18 protein-coding genes and 1 tRNA gene are annotated in these 16,382 nt (G+C 62.3%); 9 read left to right on the forward strand and 10 right to left on the reverse strand.

The window, feature by feature from the left end; genetic code table 11:
- The first annotated feature begins 45 nt into the window (after window positions 1-45).
- Together AC1RTB_RS01115 and AC1RTB_RS01120 are read left to right on the forward strand one after the other, a co-directional pair.
- Entirely contained in the window at window positions 46-426 is a 381-nt protein-coding gene (locus AC1RTB_RS01115; protein ID WP_492876910.1) for an antitoxin Xre/MbcA/ParS toxin-binding domain-containing protein, read from the forward strand.
- Window positions 386-1,156, forward strand: coding sequence for an RES family NAD+ phosphorylase (locus AC1RTB_RS01120; RefSeq protein WP_492876908.1), 771 nt, complete (start codon window positions 386-388; stop codon window positions 1,154-1,156). The genes AC1RTB_RS01115 and AC1RTB_RS01120 overlap by 41 nt, the downstream gene beginning before the upstream one ends.
- Window positions 1,157-1,211: 55 nt before the next feature.
- On the opposite strand, the gene AC1RTB_RS01125 is transcribed toward AC1RTB_RS01120, so the two are convergent.
- The 4 genes from AC1RTB_RS01125 to rpiA form a co-directional block, all read right to left on the reverse strand.
- Window positions 1,212-2,585: a class II 3-deoxy-7-phosphoheptulonate synthase gene (locus AC1RTB_RS01125; RefSeq protein WP_492876906.1), complete on the reverse strand. Its 1,374-nt coding sequence runs from the start codon at window positions 2,583-2,585 to the stop codon at window positions 1,212-1,214.
- 157 nt (window positions 2,586-2,742) lie between these two features.
- The gene (gene gor / locus AC1RTB_RS01130) at window positions 2,743-4,137 is read right to left on the reverse strand and encodes a glutathione-disulfide reductase (protein ID WP_492876904.1); all 1,395 of its coding nucleotides are present in this window, start codon (window positions 4,135-4,137) and stop codon (window positions 2,743-2,745) included.
- 185 nt (window positions 4,138-4,322) lie between these two features.
- Entirely contained in the window at window positions 4,323-4,895 is a 573-nt protein-coding gene (locus AC1RTB_RS01135; RefSeq protein WP_492876902.1) for a DUF2059 domain-containing protein, read from the reverse strand.
- Between the two features lie 18 nt (window positions 4,896-4,913).
- Window positions 4,914-5,612: a ribose-5-phosphate isomerase RpiA gene (gene rpiA, locus AC1RTB_RS01140; protein ID WP_492876900.1), complete on the reverse strand. Its 699-nt coding sequence runs from the start codon at window positions 5,610-5,612 to the stop codon at window positions 4,914-4,916.
- A 142-nt stretch (window positions 5,613-5,754) separates the two neighbouring features.
- Here rpiA and AC1RTB_RS01145 point away from each other — a divergent pair, with 142 nt between their 5' ends.
- The 3 genes from AC1RTB_RS01145 to AC1RTB_RS01155 all read left to right on the forward strand — a co-directional run bounded on the left by AC1RTB_RS01145 (window position 5,755) and on the right by AC1RTB_RS01155 (window position 7,760).
- Window positions 5,755-6,438: a phosphoglycolate phosphatase gene (locus AC1RTB_RS01145; protein WP_492876898.1), complete on the forward strand. Its 684-nt coding sequence runs from the start codon at window positions 5,755-5,757 to the stop codon at window positions 6,436-6,438.
- A gap of 68 nt (window positions 6,439-6,506) precedes the next feature.
- Window positions 6,507-6,581: transfer RNA gene (locus AC1RTB_RS01150), tRNA-Val, on the forward strand.
- 876 nt (window positions 6,582-7,457) lie between these two features.
- Complete coding sequence (locus tag AC1RTB_RS01155) at window positions 7,458-7,760, forward strand: DUF982 domain-containing protein (protein ID WP_492876897.1); 303 nt, start codon at window positions 7,458-7,460, stop codon at window positions 7,758-7,760.
- Between the two features lie 24 nt (window positions 7,761-7,784).
- On the opposite strand, the gene AC1RTB_RS01160 is transcribed toward AC1RTB_RS01155, so the two are convergent.
- Complete coding sequence (locus AC1RTB_RS01160) at window positions 7,785-9,656, reverse strand: L,D-transpeptidase family protein (protein WP_492876895.1); 1,872 nt, start codon at window positions 9,654-9,656, stop codon at window positions 7,785-7,787.
- A 278-nt stretch (window positions 9,657-9,934) separates the two neighbouring features.
- On the opposite strand from AC1RTB_RS01160, the gene AC1RTB_RS01165 reads away from it, so the two are divergent.
- The 3 genes from AC1RTB_RS01165 (at window position 9,935) to AC1RTB_RS01175 (ending at window position 12,150) form a co-directional block, all read left to right on the forward strand.
- Window positions 9,935-10,330 (forward strand): rhodanese-like domain-containing protein, encoded by a 396-nt coding sequence (locus AC1RTB_RS01165; RefSeq protein WP_492876894.1) that lies wholly within the window; start codon window positions 9,935-9,937, stop codon window positions 10,328-10,330.
- Between the two features lie 70 nt (window positions 10,331-10,400).
- Window positions 10,401-11,207, forward strand: a complete 807-nt coding sequence (locus AC1RTB_RS01170) for a MerR family transcriptional regulator (protein WP_492876892.1) — start codon at window positions 10,401-10,403, stop codon at window positions 11,205-11,207.
- A 13-nt stretch (window positions 11,208-11,220) separates the two neighbouring features.
- Window positions 11,221-12,150: a YobF C-terminal domain-containing protein gene (locus tag AC1RTB_RS01175; protein ID WP_492876891.1), complete on the forward strand. Its 930-nt coding sequence runs from the start codon at window positions 11,221-11,223 to the stop codon at window positions 12,148-12,150.
- A gap of 19 nt (window positions 12,151-12,169) precedes the next feature.
- On the opposite strand, the gene AC1RTB_RS01180 is transcribed toward AC1RTB_RS01175, so the two are convergent.
- Window positions 12,170-13,081 (reverse strand): alpha/beta fold hydrolase, encoded by a 912-nt coding sequence (locus AC1RTB_RS01180; RefSeq protein WP_492876889.1) that lies wholly within the window; start codon window positions 13,079-13,081, stop codon window positions 12,170-12,172.
- Between the two features lie 47 nt (window positions 13,082-13,128).
- On the opposite strand from AC1RTB_RS01180, the gene AC1RTB_RS01185 reads away from it, so the two are divergent.
- Window positions 13,129-13,578 carry a MarR family winged helix-turn-helix transcriptional regulator gene (locus AC1RTB_RS01185; RefSeq protein ID WP_476787612.1) on the forward strand — a complete coding sequence of 150 codons (450 nt, stop codon included), beginning with the start codon at window positions 13,129-13,131 and terminating at the stop codon, window positions 13,576-13,578.
- A 4-nt stretch (window positions 13,579-13,582) separates the two neighbouring features.
- Here the strand turns inward: AC1RTB_RS01185 and AC1RTB_RS01190 are convergent, their stop codons facing one another.
- From AC1RTB_RS01190 to AC1RTB_RS01205, 4 genes are all read right to left on the reverse strand, one after another.
- Entirely contained in the window at window positions 13,583-14,467 is an 885-nt protein-coding gene (locus AC1RTB_RS01190; protein WP_492876887.1) for a protein-methionine-sulfoxide reductase heme-binding subunit MsrQ, read from the reverse strand.
- Between the two features lie 81 nt (window positions 14,468-14,548).
- Entirely contained in the window at window positions 14,549-15,277 is a 729-nt protein-coding gene (locus AC1RTB_RS01195) for a class I SAM-dependent methyltransferase (protein WP_492876885.1), read from the reverse strand.
- A 27-nt stretch (window positions 15,278-15,304) separates the two neighbouring features.
- The gene (locus AC1RTB_RS01200) at window positions 15,305-15,916 is read right to left on the reverse strand and encodes a pyridoxamine 5'-phosphate oxidase family protein (RefSeq protein ID WP_492876883.1); all 612 of its coding nucleotides are present in this window, start codon (window positions 15,914-15,916) and stop codon (window positions 15,305-15,307) included.
- A gap of 63 nt (window positions 15,917-15,979) precedes the next feature.
- Complete coding sequence (locus tag AC1RTB_RS01205; protein ID WP_492876881.1) at window positions 15,980-16,333, reverse strand: gamma-butyrobetaine hydroxylase family protein; 354 nt, start codon at window positions 16,331-16,333, stop codon at window positions 15,980-15,982.
- Window positions 16,334-16,382: the final 49 nt, after the last annotated feature.

Below are 16,382 nucleotides of genomic sequence, written 5' to 3' on the forward strand. Positions count from 1 at the left end.
TGGGAATATTTCTGGACTATATTTGCCAGAGAAATGGAGAGTTCGATGCGAAGTCATCCAGGTCGAGAGACAGTCACGGCACCCAGCGCGGTCATCACCAAGGCGACGTTGCGCGCCGCCGATCTGCTCGGCATCACCGCCAAGGTGCTGTCCTCGATCATCGGTGTGTCCGAAGCCACAGTCTCGCGCATGCGCAAGCAGGAGTTCGCGCTGGACGCCGGCAGCAAACCGTTTGAGCTCGCCGTGCTGTTCGTGCGCCTGTTCCGCTCACTCGACGCCATCGTCGGCGGCGACGACCCGATAGCCCGGGCATGGCTGCGCAACGAAAACACGGCACTTGGTGCCGTACCGCTCGAAAAAATCGTGACCATAGCCGGGCTTGTCGATGTCATCGCCTATCTGGACGCCCGCCGCGCTCTCATCTGAGGTACGCACTCTCGACGGCCGCTGCTGGCGGCTGGTCGAAGCACAGCACCGCGTCTCGACCTTGAAGCTTGTCGACGATCTCGATGAGCAGGCAGCGCTCGAGGAGCTGATCGAAACGACCAAGCCGGTCGTTCCGCTCGAATGCCGGCACCTGCACTATCTCCTGGCAACGCCGTTCCGCTATGGCTCGAACTATCCCAGCGGATCGCGTTTCCGCCGCTCAGGCAAGACACTCGGCGTCTATTATGCGGCGGAAAAGGTGGAAACCGCGGTCTCGGAAATGGCCTTCTACCGACTGCTGTTTTTTTCGGAGTCGCCCGATACACCCTGGCCGAGCGATGCCGCCGAGTACACGGCGTTTTCGGCAGCTTTCAAAACGGCACGCGCCACTGACCTGACCGCACCGCCGCTTGCCCAGCACTCGGAAGGCTGGACGCATCCGACCGACTATGCCGCCTGCCAGCAACTGGCCGATACGGCCCGCGAGGCCGGCATCGAGGCAATCCGCTACCGCTCGGTGCGCGCGCCGGCTGGCGGCGCCAATGTCGCTTTGCTGACCTGCCGGGTCTTCACCAAACCCATACCTGTGGAGCGCCAGACCTGGCGCATTCGGCTCGGCCCGTCAGGCGTCCAGGCCATCTGCGAATTCCCCGAAATCCGCATCGGCTTTGACCGAACATCCTTCGCGGCCGATCCACGCCTTCAGCACATGCGCTGGCAGCGGAAATGAAAAAGGCGCCGGTCGAGACCGGCGCCTTTTCGATTCTTTGAACCGCGCTTGCGGATCAGGCGTTGGCGGCCTTCTTCACCGGCGTCGGCGCGCTCTTGCGGAGCAGTTCCGAAACCAGGAAAGCGAGCTCGATCGCCTGGTCGGCGTTGAGACGCGGGTCGCAATGGGTGTGGTAGCGATCCTGCAGCTCTTCCGCCAAAATGGCGCGGGCGCCGCCTGTGCATTCCGTGACATTGTTGCCGGTCATCTCGACATGGATGCCGCCCGGGTGCGTGCCCTCGGAGCGGTGGATGTCGAAGAAGCTCTGCACTTCGCTCAGGATGCGGTCGAAGGGCCGCGTCTTGTAGCCGGCAGCGGTGATCGTGTTGCCGTGCATCGGGTCGCACGACCACACAACCTTGCGGCCTTCCTTCTCGACGGCGCGGATCAGCTTCGGCAGGTGATCGCCAACCTTGTCGTGGCCGAAGCGCGCGATCAGGGTCAGACGGCCGGCCTCGTTTTCCGGGTTGAGCAGGTCGATCAGCTTCAGCAGGCTGTCAGGCGTCAGCGAGGGACCGCACTTGAGCCCGAGCGGGTTCTTGACGCCACGGCAGTACTCGACATGGGCATGATCGGGCTGGCGCGTACGGTCGCCGATCCAGATCATGTGGCCCGAGGTCGCGTACCAGTCGCCCGAGGTCGAGTCGACGCGGGTCAGCGCCTGCTCGTAACCAAGCAGCAGCGCCTCATGGCTGGTGTAGAAATCGGTCTCGCGTAGCGCGTAGTTGGTCTCGGACGTGATGCCCACCGCACGCATGAAATCCATGGTCTCGGTGATGCGGTTGGCCAGAGCCTCGTAACGCTCGCCCTGCGGGCTGTTCGATACGAAGCCGAGCATCCACTGATGCACGTTCTCAAGGCTGGCGTAGCCACCCTGGGCGAAGGCGCGCAAAAGGTTCAGCGTTGCCGCCGACTGCCGGTAAGCCATCTCCTGGCGCGCCGGATCGGGGATGCGCGACTTCTCGTCGAAGGCCGGGCCGTTGATGATGTCGCCGCGGTAGCTTGGCAGCGTCACGTCGCCCTTGGTCTCATTGTCGGACGAACGCGGCTTGGCGAACTGGCCGGCGATACGGCCGACCTTCACCACCGGCTGCGCGCCGGCGAAAGTCAGCACGACCGACATCTGCAGAAAGACGCGGAAGAAATCGCGGATGTTGTCGGCGCCATGCTCGGCAAAGCTTTCGGCGCAATCGCCACCTTGGAGCAGGAATGCTTCGCCATTGGCAACGGCAGCAAGCTGCTTCTTCAGCTTGCGGGCCTCACCTGCAAAAACCAAGGGGGGAAAGGTTGCGAGACGGGCTTCCGTTTCTGCGAGCGCCGCAAAGTCCGGATAAGCCGGGACCTGCTGGATCGGCATGCTTCTCCAGGAATTCGGTGACCATTTCGTCATGTTCGCACCTAAAAAGTTCGCTAACGGGCACCTCACCCGCGCCATAGCCCGCCATTGCGGGAACGCGGCTCCTTACACGATGAGGAGCCCCTAATCTACCCCGGAACATGCCCGAGATCGAACGTTTCCCTGCGGAAGGTTACAAGTGGCCGCAACGTCAACCGTCGACGCGCGCACCGTCCTTCACCAGATAGGTCGGCTTGTACATCGTTACCAGTTCTTCGGCGGCCGTAGGGTGCACCGCCATGGTGCGATCGAAATCGTCCTTGGTCAGTCCAGCCTTGAGCGTAATGCCCAGCAGCTGCGCCATTTCGCCGGCGTCCGGACCCAGCACATGGGCGCCAAGCACCAGCCGCGTGTCACCGTCGACAACCAGCTTCATCAGCATCTTTTCCTGGCGTCCCGAAAGCGTATGGCGCATCGGGCGGAAGCTGGTGCGGTAGATTTCGAGATGCTTGAAGCGCTTGGCCGCGTCGTCTTCCGACAGGCCGACGGTGCCGATCTCGGGCTGCGAAAACACCGCGGTCGCCACGCAATCGTGATCAGGCTCGGTCGGGTTGTTCTTAAACGCCGTCTCGATGAAGCACATCGCTTCGTGGATCGCGACCGGGGTCAACTGGACGCGGTTGGTGACGTCGCCGACGGCCCAGATATTCTCGACATTGGTCCGCGACAGACGGTCGACGACGATCGCGCCCGCCCTGTCCATCGCCACGCCGGCAGCTTCGAGCCCGAGGTTTTCGGTATTGGGCGTGCGGCCGATGGCCAAAAGCACCTGGTCGACGGTCAGCGACTGGCCTGAGCTGAGCTTGACGTCGAGCCGGCCGTCGCCGCGCTTGACCACCTCCTGCGAAACGGAATGCAGCAGGATCTTGATGCCCTTCTGCTCCATCGTTTCATGCAAGGTGCGCCGGAGATCCATGTCGAAGCGGCTGAGGATTTCCTTGCCGCGATAGACCAGGGTCGTTTCAACGCCGAGCCCGTGGAAGATGTTGGCGAACTCGACGGCGATGTAGCCACCGCCCTCGATCATGATCGCCTTGGGCAATACCGGAAGGTCGAAGACCTCATTGGAATAGATGCAGTGCTCATGCCCCGGCAGTGCCGGGTGCGCGGCGGGCCGTCCACCGGTGGCGATCAGGATCTGATCGGCGGTCACGGTGCGGTTTTCCGCCTCAAGCCGGATGGTGTGGCTGTCGACCAGCACAGCCCGCGACTGGATCGTTTCGCCGCCCGAGCCTTCGACATTGCGCTTGTAGATCGCCTCGAGCCGCGAAATCTCGCGCTCCTTGTTGGCGACCAGCGTGCCCCAGTCGAACTTGGCTTCGCCAACGGTCCAGCCATAGCCGGCAGCGTCTTCGAAATGCTCGGGGAACTGCGAGGCATAGACATAGAGCTTCTTGGGCACACAGCCGCGAATGACACAGGTGCCGCCGAAACGGAACTCTTCCGCCAGTGCAACGCGCTTGCCGAGTGCCGCCGCAACGCGCGCTGCGCGCACCCCGCCCGAGCCGCCGCCGATGACGAAGAGATCGTAGTCGTACTGGGGCATGATGTCCTTCCTGCGGTCAGAGCCAGCGCGCGCATTTGATGCTCGCGCAAAAGTCGCTCCAAGTCTTTGAAATTGCGCATCGCATTTGATGCGCCGACGGTCCGGTCACAGGTAGTGGCAGCAGCGCCAAAAGAAAAGCCCGGCAATTGCCGGGCTCCTGGATCGTGACCGTTGGTCGCGGCGGATCAGTTCTTGGGAGCAACCGGTGCGGTGCCGGCAGCAGGGGCCGCGCCGTCGGTTGCAGCAGGCGCTGCGCTGCCCATAACGGCCTTCAGCTGCTCGCCAACCTGCTCGGAGAGGTCACGGGCGATGCCGTTCTGCCAGATCTCGGCAGCCTTGACCAATTCACGCGAGGCGATAGGGCCATTTTCGATCAGCTTCTTGCCGGCTTCCGAATTGTAGAAGGCGGCGATATCGGTGAGGTTTTGTTCGGAAAAAGCCTTGGCATAGGCAAGTGCCGACTCACGCTCGAGGTCGGCACGGCGCGACGCCATCGCCAGCGTCTTTTCGTCGACGGTATTGGTGATCACTTCCTGCATATCGGGGTTCTGCTGGATCAGCTGCTGCTTGAGGGCAGCGGCGGCCTGCGGCAGGATCGCATCAAAGCTGTCGGTTGCGTGGATCGCAGCAATCGCCGCATGCGCTGCCTTGAGGTGGGATTCGCCGATCTCCTGGGCCTGGGCCGAGAATGCGACGGCCGCGAATGCCGAAGCCGCCACCATGACGGAGAAGCGGCGAAGCCGGTTTGTCAAAATCATGATGAATAGAACTCCTGTTTAGCGGGTCGGATGGACGGTTCTGACACCATCCGAGCCGGCGATGACGGCAACGGTAGCCAGACCCAGAAAGAGACCGTGCTCCACCACGCCGGGAATGGCATGGAGGGCATCGGAAAGCGCTCTTGTATCGGGAATGCGGCCAAAAGATGCATCGATAATGAAATGTCCACCGTCGGTTACGAAGGTTTCGCCACCTGCCTTGCGCAGCACGAGCGGCCCCGAAAGCCCGAGCTTGGCGGCAGCCTTGGCGATGGCGATTTCGGTGGCCCTGAGACCAAACGGATTGACCTCGATCGGCAGTGGGAAACGCCCAAGCGTGTCGACCAGCTTGGTCTCGTCGGCAATGACCACCATGCGCGCGGAAGCGGCAGCCACGATCTTTTCGCGCAGCAGCGCGCCGCCGCCACCTTTGACCAGCGTCAGGGCCGGATCGATCTCGTCGGCACCATCAATAGTGAGGTCGAGTTCGGGCGTCTCCTCGAGCGTCGACAGCGGCACCGAAAGTTCGCGGCACAGCGCTGCGGTGCGCTCGGACGTCGGCACGCCGATGACCTGCATGCCGGCGGCGACCTTCACCGCGAGCAGCCTGACGAACTCCTCGGCCGTCGAACCAGTCCCGATGCCGAGGCGCATTCCGCTCTCGACATAGCCCAAGGCGGCGCGTGCCGCCTCGATCTTCAAAGCCTTGGCATCCATGACTGTTCGTAAAATCCTCGAATATCAGGCTTGGCTCCTAGCATTTTTGCCCGTTGGGTCAAAGGCTTTATGACCCCTGCCTTGCGCCATGACCGGCCCGGGGCTATCGCCTGTGCAACGCGCAAACTTTTGAAAGTGAGCAATGTCCAAACCGATCATCGTTTTCGATCTCGACGGAACGCTTGTCGATACCGCTCCCGACCTGCTCGACAGCCTGAACCACACGCTTGTCGCCGGTGGCCTGGCGGAAGTCGACGACACCGCTTTCCGTCGTTTTGTTGGTCAAGGTGGCCGGGTGATGATCGAGCGCGCCTATACAGCCCAGCAAAAGCAACTGGCAGCCGCCGAGCACGATCGCCTGCACGACATTTTCCTCGATCATTACACGGTCAACATTCCGGGCCGCTCGCTACCCTACCCTGGCGTGGTTGCGGCGATGGACCGTTTTGCCGAGGCCGGCTACCTGCTCGCTGTCTGCACCAACAAATATGAAAACCTCGCCAGGGGCTTGATTGGGGCACTTGGGCTGTCCGACCGCTTTGCTGCCATCACCGGTCCTGAAACCTTCGGCATCCGCAAGCCTGACCCCAGGCATCTGACGGAAACCATCGCCAAGGCTGGCGGCGACGTGTCGCGTGCCGTGATGGTCGGCGATTCGGTTACCGACATCGATACGGCCAAGGCAGCCGGGATTCCTGTCGTGGCCGTCGATTTCGGCTACACCGAGCGCCATGTGCGTGAATTCGAGCCTTCGGTGATCATCTCGCACTATGACGAACTGACGCTTGGCATGGCACAAAAGCTGATTGACGCAGCAAGTCGCTAAAGTCGCCTTGACACGACTCCCAGCCCTCCCCTATATCGCCCGAACGTTCGGCCCTTGAGGCCTCGGACGGGCGATTAGCTCAGCGGGAGAGCACACCCTTCACACGGGTGGGGTCGCAGGTTCAATCCCTGCATCGCCCACCATTTTTTCAAGCACTTAGCCAATTCTGAAATTTCCCTTGCACAGTTTCCGCACAGTTTCAGCCGTCAAAATGTTCGTCGTTCGATGTAGCGTGCAATTTCGGTTGGCGTGATTGCGCGACTTCAGTCGCTATCTGACAACGAAGCGTTGATGGCCGTTGAACGCATCGGCGGCCAGGTTCGGGTAAAAACCTCCCGCTTGTGCGGTAACGGGCACCTCCAACGGCAACAACCTCACCACCATTTGAGTGGCCAGATAGTTCGGCCTAACCCGAATGGAGCAGATGCATCGCGTGTGCGCCTGATGTCATGATTGTGATAGCTGGGAGCCGTTTTCCCGCTGTGGCCGACGCACTGATGCTCCCCGCCCGGCGTTCGCAGTGCGCCGGCCACTCCTAAACCTTCGAAAATGCAAAACCCCGCCGACCGAAGCCAGCGGGGCTGTTGCCTGAGGCGGGAACTCAAACTTGCCCGCCGCCGCCCGATGGGGATGCATTGTGTTGAAAATAGGCCCAGCAGGCGGCAAGTGCTGGATTGGCGTGGATTTTACGCGATCAGGCGACCTTTGTGCGGTCCCCTCACCCCTTGGAGAACCACGCCTCAATCCATTGAGCTAATTGCAAATGAGGCCCCTAAAGCGCAACATTTGCATCTGGGCGGATGGAGCGGCCGACGCGACGCCGTACATCTTCTAAATGAGTGTGGCGTCGGCCATCCGCCAGCTTCTTCCTCAAAATGCAACCGACCACCCCTCATCCGCAAGGCAGAGCCAAGCGCCTGCCCTTGACCTGCTTCGTCATCGCCCCACTTTCTTTGGCAGCTGCCGAAAGTCGGCAGCTTTCGCTTGCTCAAAACACGCCCAAGAAAATGGAGGAAGTGATGAGAGCCAAGGCTTTCAACCGCCCGCTATTCGTCAAGCACGAACACGTCGTTCGCGAACTCGCCTGCATCACCGACGCGATTGCCTTTCTGGCAGACTGGCCCGAAAAACGCCGGGGACCGATCTACAGCGTCGCTGCACGCGCTTGCCAGGCAGCGCGCAGCGGTCAGTTGCCGATCGAAGGCGCGCGCAGTGCCGTGCAGAGTTTCGCAAGGTCGGCAAACATCCTCGAGCAAGGCCCCGTGTCGGTCGCGCCGTGGATGGTCACGACCAAAAGCGGACGCGGTGGCCTGCCGGTCTGAGGGATGACGCGTTAGACAAAAAAATCAGATGCTCGGCACCCGTGCAGCGTCGGTGCGTGTCATGGCCTCCTTCAGCCGTGCATCGCGGTCATAGACATCGCCGAAATATTCGACCTTGCCGTTGAGATCAGGCCAGGCGGTGAAATAGGCGACATAGACGGGGATCTTGCGCGTCACCCTCTCAGAGGAGTGGCCCTGCTTGAGCTTGGCCGCGATGTGGTTGACATCGGTGCCAAGCACGGCCGCTGCCATGCCGCGCGGATCGGACAGGCGGATGCAGCCATGGCTGAAGGCACGGTTGTCGCGGTCGAACAGCGCCTTCTGCGGCGTGTCGTGCATGTAGATCGCATGTTTGTTTGGGAACAGGATCTTGAGTTCCCCCAGCGCATTGGCCTCGCTCGGGGCCTGGCGCACGCTGTAGGGCACCTTGGCGCCATACTGGCCCCAGTCGATCGCTGACGAGGGAATGCGCCTGCCGCTGGAATCGGTGACCTCGTAGCCGGCACGGTCGAGATAGCTCGGATCGTTGCGCAGGCGCGGCAGCATCTCGTTGACGATGATCGACTGCGGCACGCCCCAGTAGGGATTGTAGTCGACCTGCTCGACATCATCCTGGAAGAAGCTTGTCTGGTTGGTGGTCTTGCCAATCACCGTCTTCATCTTGAGCTTCTCGACGCCGCCGTCGATGTAGCTCGCCGTGTAGGCTGGCTGGTTGATGAAAACGCGCGGGCTACCGAGATCGGACGGCAGCCAGCGCAGCTGTTCGAGCGCGACAAGCACCTTGTCCAGGCGGTCGGCCTTGGACGTGCCGGCAAGGATCGACACCGTGCGCGGACCAACGACGCCGTCGGCCTTGAGCCCTGCCCGCTTCTGCACCGCCTCGATGACCGGCACCAACTCGGGAGAATAGACCTCGCTGCTGGCGAGCCGGGCAAGGGTCTCGCCATATTCGCCGCCCATCTCGTCGTCGAGATCGCGGGCGATCAGATGCAGAAGCTTGGGCAGTTCAGGGTTGGTCTCGCCCGGCTTGAGCAGCAGCTTGGGGTCAACGACAATGTCGTTTTCCTCGCTCGCCCTCAATGCTTCGAGCTCGACGCGCAGCGCCTTGTATTCCGGGTTCTGCGGGTGCTTCGATTCGAGGAAGGCGCGAACATCCGGCGTCTGGCTGAGCGCCTTGAGCGTGGCCACCATGTCAAGCGGCTTGGGCGCGAAATCGTAGTAGCCAGAGATGCGGTTCGGATCGATCCTGCCGCCTTGCGCATCATGCACATAGCGAAGTACGCGCGCTGACATCGCCATTTCGAAGCGGATCAGTGTCTTCAAGCGGTCTGCCGCATCGTCGGTCGCGTAAGCGGCGGGCGGCACCGAAACGGCATAGTCAGCCGGCATCAGCCCATGGCTGGCGGCGTCGCTCAAGGTGCGGATCGCCTCTTCGGCGCGGGCGTTGGCAGCGTGGCCGCTCACCCAGATGAAATCGGGATTGGCCGAATAATAGTCGAGCAGCGCCTTGGCGATGTCTTTTTCGGCAACGAGGTCGAACGCGTTGAGGCCGGCGAGCGCTTCGCGGAAAGCGGTACCGGCAAGCGACGGGTCCAGCGATACCGACTGTGTGCCAGCGACCAGCTTGGAAAAATCGACAGTCACCATCGGGTCGGTCTTATAGGTGTAGTAGGACGGCGCGCTGATCTTGGCTGCCGGGGCTGGCGCCCGCTTCTTCTGCGGCGAGGGAGCTGGAGGAAATTCGCGCTGCGGCTGACGCGGCTCGCGGCTGTTGTTGCCGCCGAAAAGCATTTGGAACAAACCCTGCGCGCCCGCCTGCGGGGCGCCCATGGCGAGCGTCGCGGCCAGGGCGGCCAGCGGAAACGAAATCGGCTTTTTCAGGAAAGAAAACGTCATAAAACACCCAACCTCGCCGGAAATTGCATCGGAATCTCCACGCGCCAGTGGAAGAATTCCAGTCGCCGCATGGCTGATGTAAGGCGCGACTGTCTCGATTCATACCGATAACGTTAAGCTTCCATAAATTTCCCGATAGCTGTTGCCGAACAGTTTCACATCATCGTGAGGCAGCCAGACCGAGGGCACAAGCCACAGTTAGGATGGCAGGTCCTGCCGCTTCATGCGATCATTTGGGCAACAAGAACGACGCTCAACAGGATCGACGCGAGGGAACGATGAAAAAGGGTTATCGGGAGTTGCTCGACGAGGCCAATGCGGTGGTCGAGGTGGTGTCGCCGGAGGAAGCGGCAACGCTGCTCGACGATGCCGGCACCATCTTCGTCGACCTGCGCGATCCGCGTGAAGTCGAGCGCGAGGGCAAGATTCCGGGCGCCCAGCATTGCCCGCGCGGCATGCTCGAATTCTGGATCGACCCGGAAAGCCCCTACCACAAGCTGTTCTTTTCGAGTGGCAAGAGCTTCGTGTTTTTTTGCGCCGGCGGCTGGCGCTCAGCGCTTGCAGCAAAGACGGCGCAGGAGATGGGGCTGGAGCCGGTCAGGCACATTCTCGGCGGCTTCACCGCCTGGCGCGCCGCCGGCCTGCCGACCGAACCGGGCGGCAAGAAGAGCTAAGCTAAGCCGCCACGGCGAAGCCTTGCCGAGCGCTTGACCTCGCCCCAGGGGCTGACCCTAGACATGGCTCATGACCGATTCCTATCTTCTTGCCGGACGTTTCGGCGCCGCCACACGCCTGTCGCCAAAGGCGTTGCGGCTCTATGCCGAACAAGGCCTGCTGGTGCCGGCCTATGTCGATCCGCAGACGGGCTATCGCTACTACGCCCCCGAACAGGCGCCACGTGCGCGGCTGATCGCCAGGCTACGGCGGCTCGGCCTGCCGGTGGCGCGGGTCGCACATCTCGTCGAGCTCACGCCCCAGGCGCGCGTGGTCGAGCTGCAAACATGGCTCACCGCGCAAAACGATTTTTTGGCCGAGCAAGCTGAGGGTGTGCGGGCGCTTGCCCGGCAAGCCGATGGCGGTGAACCGGCATTGGTCGCGGCGATCGGTCTGCGCGAGATAGCGGCAAGCAAGGTCGTGTCCCGCCAACGCCAGGTCTGCGTCGAGGCCTTGGACGATTTCATAGCCCGCGCCGAGACCGATATCCGCGCGCATCTGCATGCCCAGTCATTGCCGAACGACGGGGCGATGAGCGTGCATTTTCACGACCTCATCAGCCGCGACAACGAAGGCCTTGTCGAGGTCGCCATCGCCTATCAAGGCAGCCTCGAGCCAGCGGACGACCTGCGCATCAGGCTGCATCAGGCGCAGCGCGAGGTCTATATGCCGGTGCCCAAGGCCTATGAGGATTTTCCGCTCATCCTGCGCGTCTACGACGCCTTGGAAGCGTGGCTCGACGCACGAAGCGATCTGAACTGCATCGACAGCCCCTACGAGACCTATCCCGGAACAGCCGGCGCACGTTTCGATGTCGCCTATCCGATCACCCAGTAAGAGAGACCCCACCATGACGCATTTTTCCTACGCGGGCTCCGGCCCGTATTGCTACGCCAATTCTTTCGCGATGATGTTCGGGGCCGAGGCCCCCTCCATAGCCGTCATCGAGGTCGCCACCGGCAGCCCGTTCGGCATGCAGATGATCGGCGGAACGTTGCCGTTCTTCGATCCTTATGGCTGGGATCCCGAAAAAGGTTTTGAAGACGCGCTTTCGGCGCTTGGCTGGACATCGACAGTCGCCCAGGGCGGCGAGGCTGACGAGGCCCTGGCCCGCCTCAAGGCGGCACTTGCTGGTGGACCGGTGTGGATCGGCCCGGTCGAGATGGGGCATCTCCGTCACCAGCCCAACATGCGAGGTCCGATTGAGGCCGACCACTATGTCGCCGTGATCGAGATCGATGACGAGCGCGTACTGATGCACGATCCGCAGGGCTATCCCTACGCCAGCCTGCCGGTCGCCGACTTCATGGCAGCCTGGAGCGCCAAGACGCTGATCTATGGCACGCCCTACACCATGCGGACGGATTTCAAACAGGTTGCGAAAATCGCGGAAATCGACACCATCAAGGCGTCGATCCCAGCGGCGATCCGCTGGCTGTCGATGGAGGGCGATCTCGGCATGCCCGCGGGGAGCCTCGGCAATGGCCAAGCTGCCGAAGCGCTTGCGGCACGCATCGACGCCGGATGCGATGACGCGTTGCGCGGCCATATGATCCATTTCGCGGTCAGGGTCGGTGCCCGCCGCGCCGCCGACGCCGCGACGTGCCTTGGGCGCGCCGGCTATGCCGAGGCGGCGCAGATTGCGGATAGGCAGGCGCGCCTCATCGGCGCAATGCAACATCCGCTGGTCGTCGGCAACGACGCGGCGGCTGCGGCAGCACTTCGTGATCTGGCGCCGACCTACGACATGTTGCGTACGGCATTGCAAAAACAAAACTGAATGCGGGCGTGAGCCTTCGCTATTGAACGTTGGTGAGTTCGGGCGCGTGGGCGAGAAAACCGACCGCCTCGTCCACCACCTTCGCGGCAGACAAGATACGCCTGTGACCGAGTCCGTCGGCCCAGAGAAGCCTGACATGGCCGCCCGCGCCAGCGATGGCGCGCGCGTCCGTGGCCGGCACCTCCCTGTCGTCGGGTGCGTGGATGACGAGCGTCGGAACTGCCATGCGCATCAGCAGCCTATGGCTGACAAAATGGCTGAGTGGCGTGCCGGTGACGCGCTCGACCTGGCTCGCGATGGCATGTTGCGATTTCGGTCCAAGCTTGATGTAGCGGCCGAAATCCTCAAACAGCTTGGGCATCGAATCGGGCGCTGAAATCAGCACAAGCCGTGCTGTTGCCAGCGGTGCGAAGCCCTTGACCGTGCCGGCAGCGGCGTTCACCGCAACCGCCCCACCGAAGGAATGGCCGACGATCGCCTCAAACGGGCCGAACCACTGGGCAGCGACGTCAGCGGCTTCGACCGCCTTGGCCATGTCGAGCGCGCGGCCGAGTGAGCCGCCATGGCCCGGCAGGTCGAGCGAAATCACCCGATGGCCGGCATCCCGGTAGCCTTCGATCAGGGCCCGCATATATTCGGTGCGCGAGCGCCAGCCGTGGATAACGAGCACCGTGCCTCGATCACGGCTGCCCTGAGCAGCACGAAACTCATGCATCGCCACGCAGCCGCGTTGTGTCTTGATTCGGTGATGGCGGGCCTCCGCCATGAAATCGGAGGCCTTGGCGATGGCACGCTTTTCGCCGTCGGACAGAGATCGTTCGCTTGGCGTGCGCCGGAAAAGCTCAAATGCCACACGGCCCGCGAGACGTGGCGAAACCAGCTCGGCCATAGCGAACAGCCGCTGGATGACCTTCAGCCCGATTGATGCCATAGTGATCGCCCATCCATAAGTTCAATCATGAACATAATAGTTCAATCATGAACAATAAGCAAGATTTGCCGTGGGACAACCCGCGGTTCCGCAACTGGGTCGCGGTGGCGAAAGCGTGCCACTCGATGGAGCGTGCCTTGGCGAGCGCGCTGCAGCCGCATGACCTCAAGCCGGCACAGCTCGATGTGCTGATGAACCTGTACCGCCATCCCGGCATGTCGCAGCACGATCTCGCCCGCAAGCTTTTGGTCGGGCGTTCCAACATCACCATGCTGTTGCCGCAACTGGAAAAGCGCGCGCTGGTCAGCCGCGAGGCCGACGCCAAGGACCGCCGCATTATGCGGCTGACGCTGACCGGAGACGGCGAATCTCTGTTGATGCGGGCGCTGAAGACCTACGGCGCGCTGATCGAAAAGGCGATGAGTGCCTCGACGCCTGAGCAATGCGACCTGATCGGGGCGCACATGCTGCGCGTCGCCGACGCCTTGAAGGAATAGCTGCTCAGGCCGGTGCCCTGGCAGCCCGCCTGCCCCGTGGCGCTTCGGCCTTGCCCAGCGATCTGACATAGCCGAGCGCAGCCGCGCCGAGGCCTGTCGCCAGGATCCACCATGCCGGCCGGATGGTGTAGGAAAACTGCAGATTGGCCCAGAGCACCCGGCTGGGCGGCACACCGGTCGCAAGCCCATACCAGGCCACCTCGACCACGACAGTCGAAAGAGACGCTGCAACTGCGATGCCGATGAGCACAAGCGGCGACGTCAGGCTGAAACCGCGCCACTGCGCCAGCCGGTAAAACATCAGCAGCATGAAGAAGCCTGCCATCAAGGTCGGCTGATAGACGTCAGCTTTGGACTGCATGAAGAAATGCAGCGCCGCCAGGATGCCGATGCCATAGACGATCTTGTGCAGCCGGTTCCAGTTGCGCCCGAGCTTCTTGATCGCCGCATCGGTCGACGTCGCACCCAGAATGGCCAATCCGACCAGCGCGACAAAGCCAATGGTGAGATAGATGCGCAGCGCGATCTCGCTGACCACGCGCAACACATCCCAATTCTGGTCGAAGAAATAGAGCACCAGATGCCCGAGCGCGTAACACAGCGCCGCCACCCCGAGCATACGGCGGATGAGGATCAGCTTCGGCCATTGCCCGATGCGCCGCAGCGGCGTCACCGCCAGCGACAACAGCAAGAAACGGATCGCCCAGTCGCCGGTTTCATGGATCGCCGCCGTGAACGGTCGCGGGCCAAGCAGCGTGCCGGCGCCGGCCCCTTTCGGAAAGCCTGCGAGCGCGTAGTAGGCGAGCAGCAAAACCGGCATCAATGTGCCGGCAAATGCCGTTGCTTTTAACGGCGAGAATTTTCCGGCGCGGTCTGTCCAAGGCGTCATGCGAAAGCTCCAGCAGTTTTGCCGGTATACGTCGCCAAAGCCGCCCGAGTTACACCGGCCGCAATCACTTTGTTTTGAGGCTTAGCGATGGGCCGCAAGCAGAAGCATCATCGGCCGCAGCCGCTCTTCCGCCAATGCTGGCCACGCCTCGATCTGGGCATCGCTCGGTCCCCACTCCTCGACATGGGCAATGGTGAAGCCAAGGCCGATCAACAGATTGAGATAGGTGCCGATCGTGCGATGCTGTTTGATCACTCCCTTGGCGAGCCAATTGGTGCTGCGGCGCCCCTCCAGCTGATAGTTGTCGACCGGCCAGGTCTTGTTGCCATCGGCATCGACCGACCAGCCCGGATGCGTCGGTGCGGTGTAGATCGGGTGCTCCACCGAGGCGACCAGCCGACCGCCGGGCACAAGCGCCCGATGCACATTCGTCAACATCGCGGGCAGATTTTCGATGTAGTGGAATGCAAGCGAACTGTAGGCCAGATCGAATGAGGCTTCCGGCAGCGCAAGCTTTTCGAGGTCCGCGCGTTCGTAAGTGACCGCCGCATCGGGCGTCATCTCGCGGGCGCGGGCCAGCATTTTCTCCGAAACGTCGAGGCCGAGCACTTCGGCAGCACCCTGCTCGCGCGCCCAGCGGCTGAACCAGCCGAAGCCGCAACCCAGATCCACGACCCTTCGGCCATTGAGATCAGGGACAAGTGCACGCAAGGCCGGCCACTCCGGCGCGCCTGCCAAGCCTTCGACGGATCGGTTGAGGCGGCTATAGCCTTCGAAGAAATCAGGATTGTCGTAGATATTCTGGGTCATGGAAGCACTCACGTGTAAGGCAGCAGCCTACCACATCGATTTTTTGGCGCGCTCGGGCCATTCGCGGTCATAGGTTTCGCCGTCGATGCTTTCGCGGCTGGTGACGGCAAGGATCTGCCCGGGTGTCGGCAAGGATTTCGGATCGACATGGCGTTCGGGGTTCCACAGCTCGGAACGAACGATGGCGCGGGCACACTGGAAATAGACCGCATCGACTTCGATCACAGTCACCGAGCGCGCTGGCTTGCCTTCGACGGTGAAGGACGCGCACAGCTCGGCATCGACGCTGATGTGGGCGCGACCGTTGACCCGCAGTGTCGTACCCGACCCCGGCACCAGAAACAGCAGCGCCACGCGCGGGTCGCGGATGATGTTCTTCAGCGAATCCGCGCGATTGTTGCCGCGCCGATCGGGCATCATCAGCGTACGGGCATCGTAAATACGAACGAAGCCAGCCAGATCGCCGCGCGGCGAGCAGTCGAGCCCCTCAGGTCCGCTGGTTGCCAAGGACACAAAGGGCGAAGCCTCGATGAAGGCGGCGTATTCGGGAATGACGTGGTCGAGTTCCTTGACCAGCGACGTTTCGCCGGGAAGGCCGTAAAGCGTTTCGAGTTGTTCGACCGTTGAAATGACCGACATCGCTTGCCCCTCTTGCTTTGCTCCCGCTGCCCTTAGCCGGCCAATGTGAACTGCCAAAGACAGTTACCGCTCGCGGCTCAGCCCCTTTTGCGCCAGCTCGTCGACATATTCCTGCCAGCGCTTGTCCTTCTCGTGGCCGAGCGTGTGCAGGTAATTCCAGGTGAAGATGCCGGTGTCGTGGAAATCGTCGAAGGTGATGCGCACGGCGTAGTTGCCCACCGGCTCCATCTTGAGGATCGCAACCTCCTTCTTGCCGGGAACCGTCACCCGCTGCTCCGGCGAGTGGCCCTGCACCTCGGCCGAGGGCGAAAGCACGCGCAGCAACTCGGCTGAAAGCTCAAACGGGCGATGGTCCGGAAAGGTCACCGTCAACAGCTTGCGGTCCTTGGAGACCCTCAATTCCTTCGGTGCCGTCATGATCCGTCCTGCCGTTTTGAGCTGCCCTTCACTACTGCGCTTCGAACGC

This window comes from Aminobacter sp. GW821-FHT11F06, from assembly GCF_058808215.1.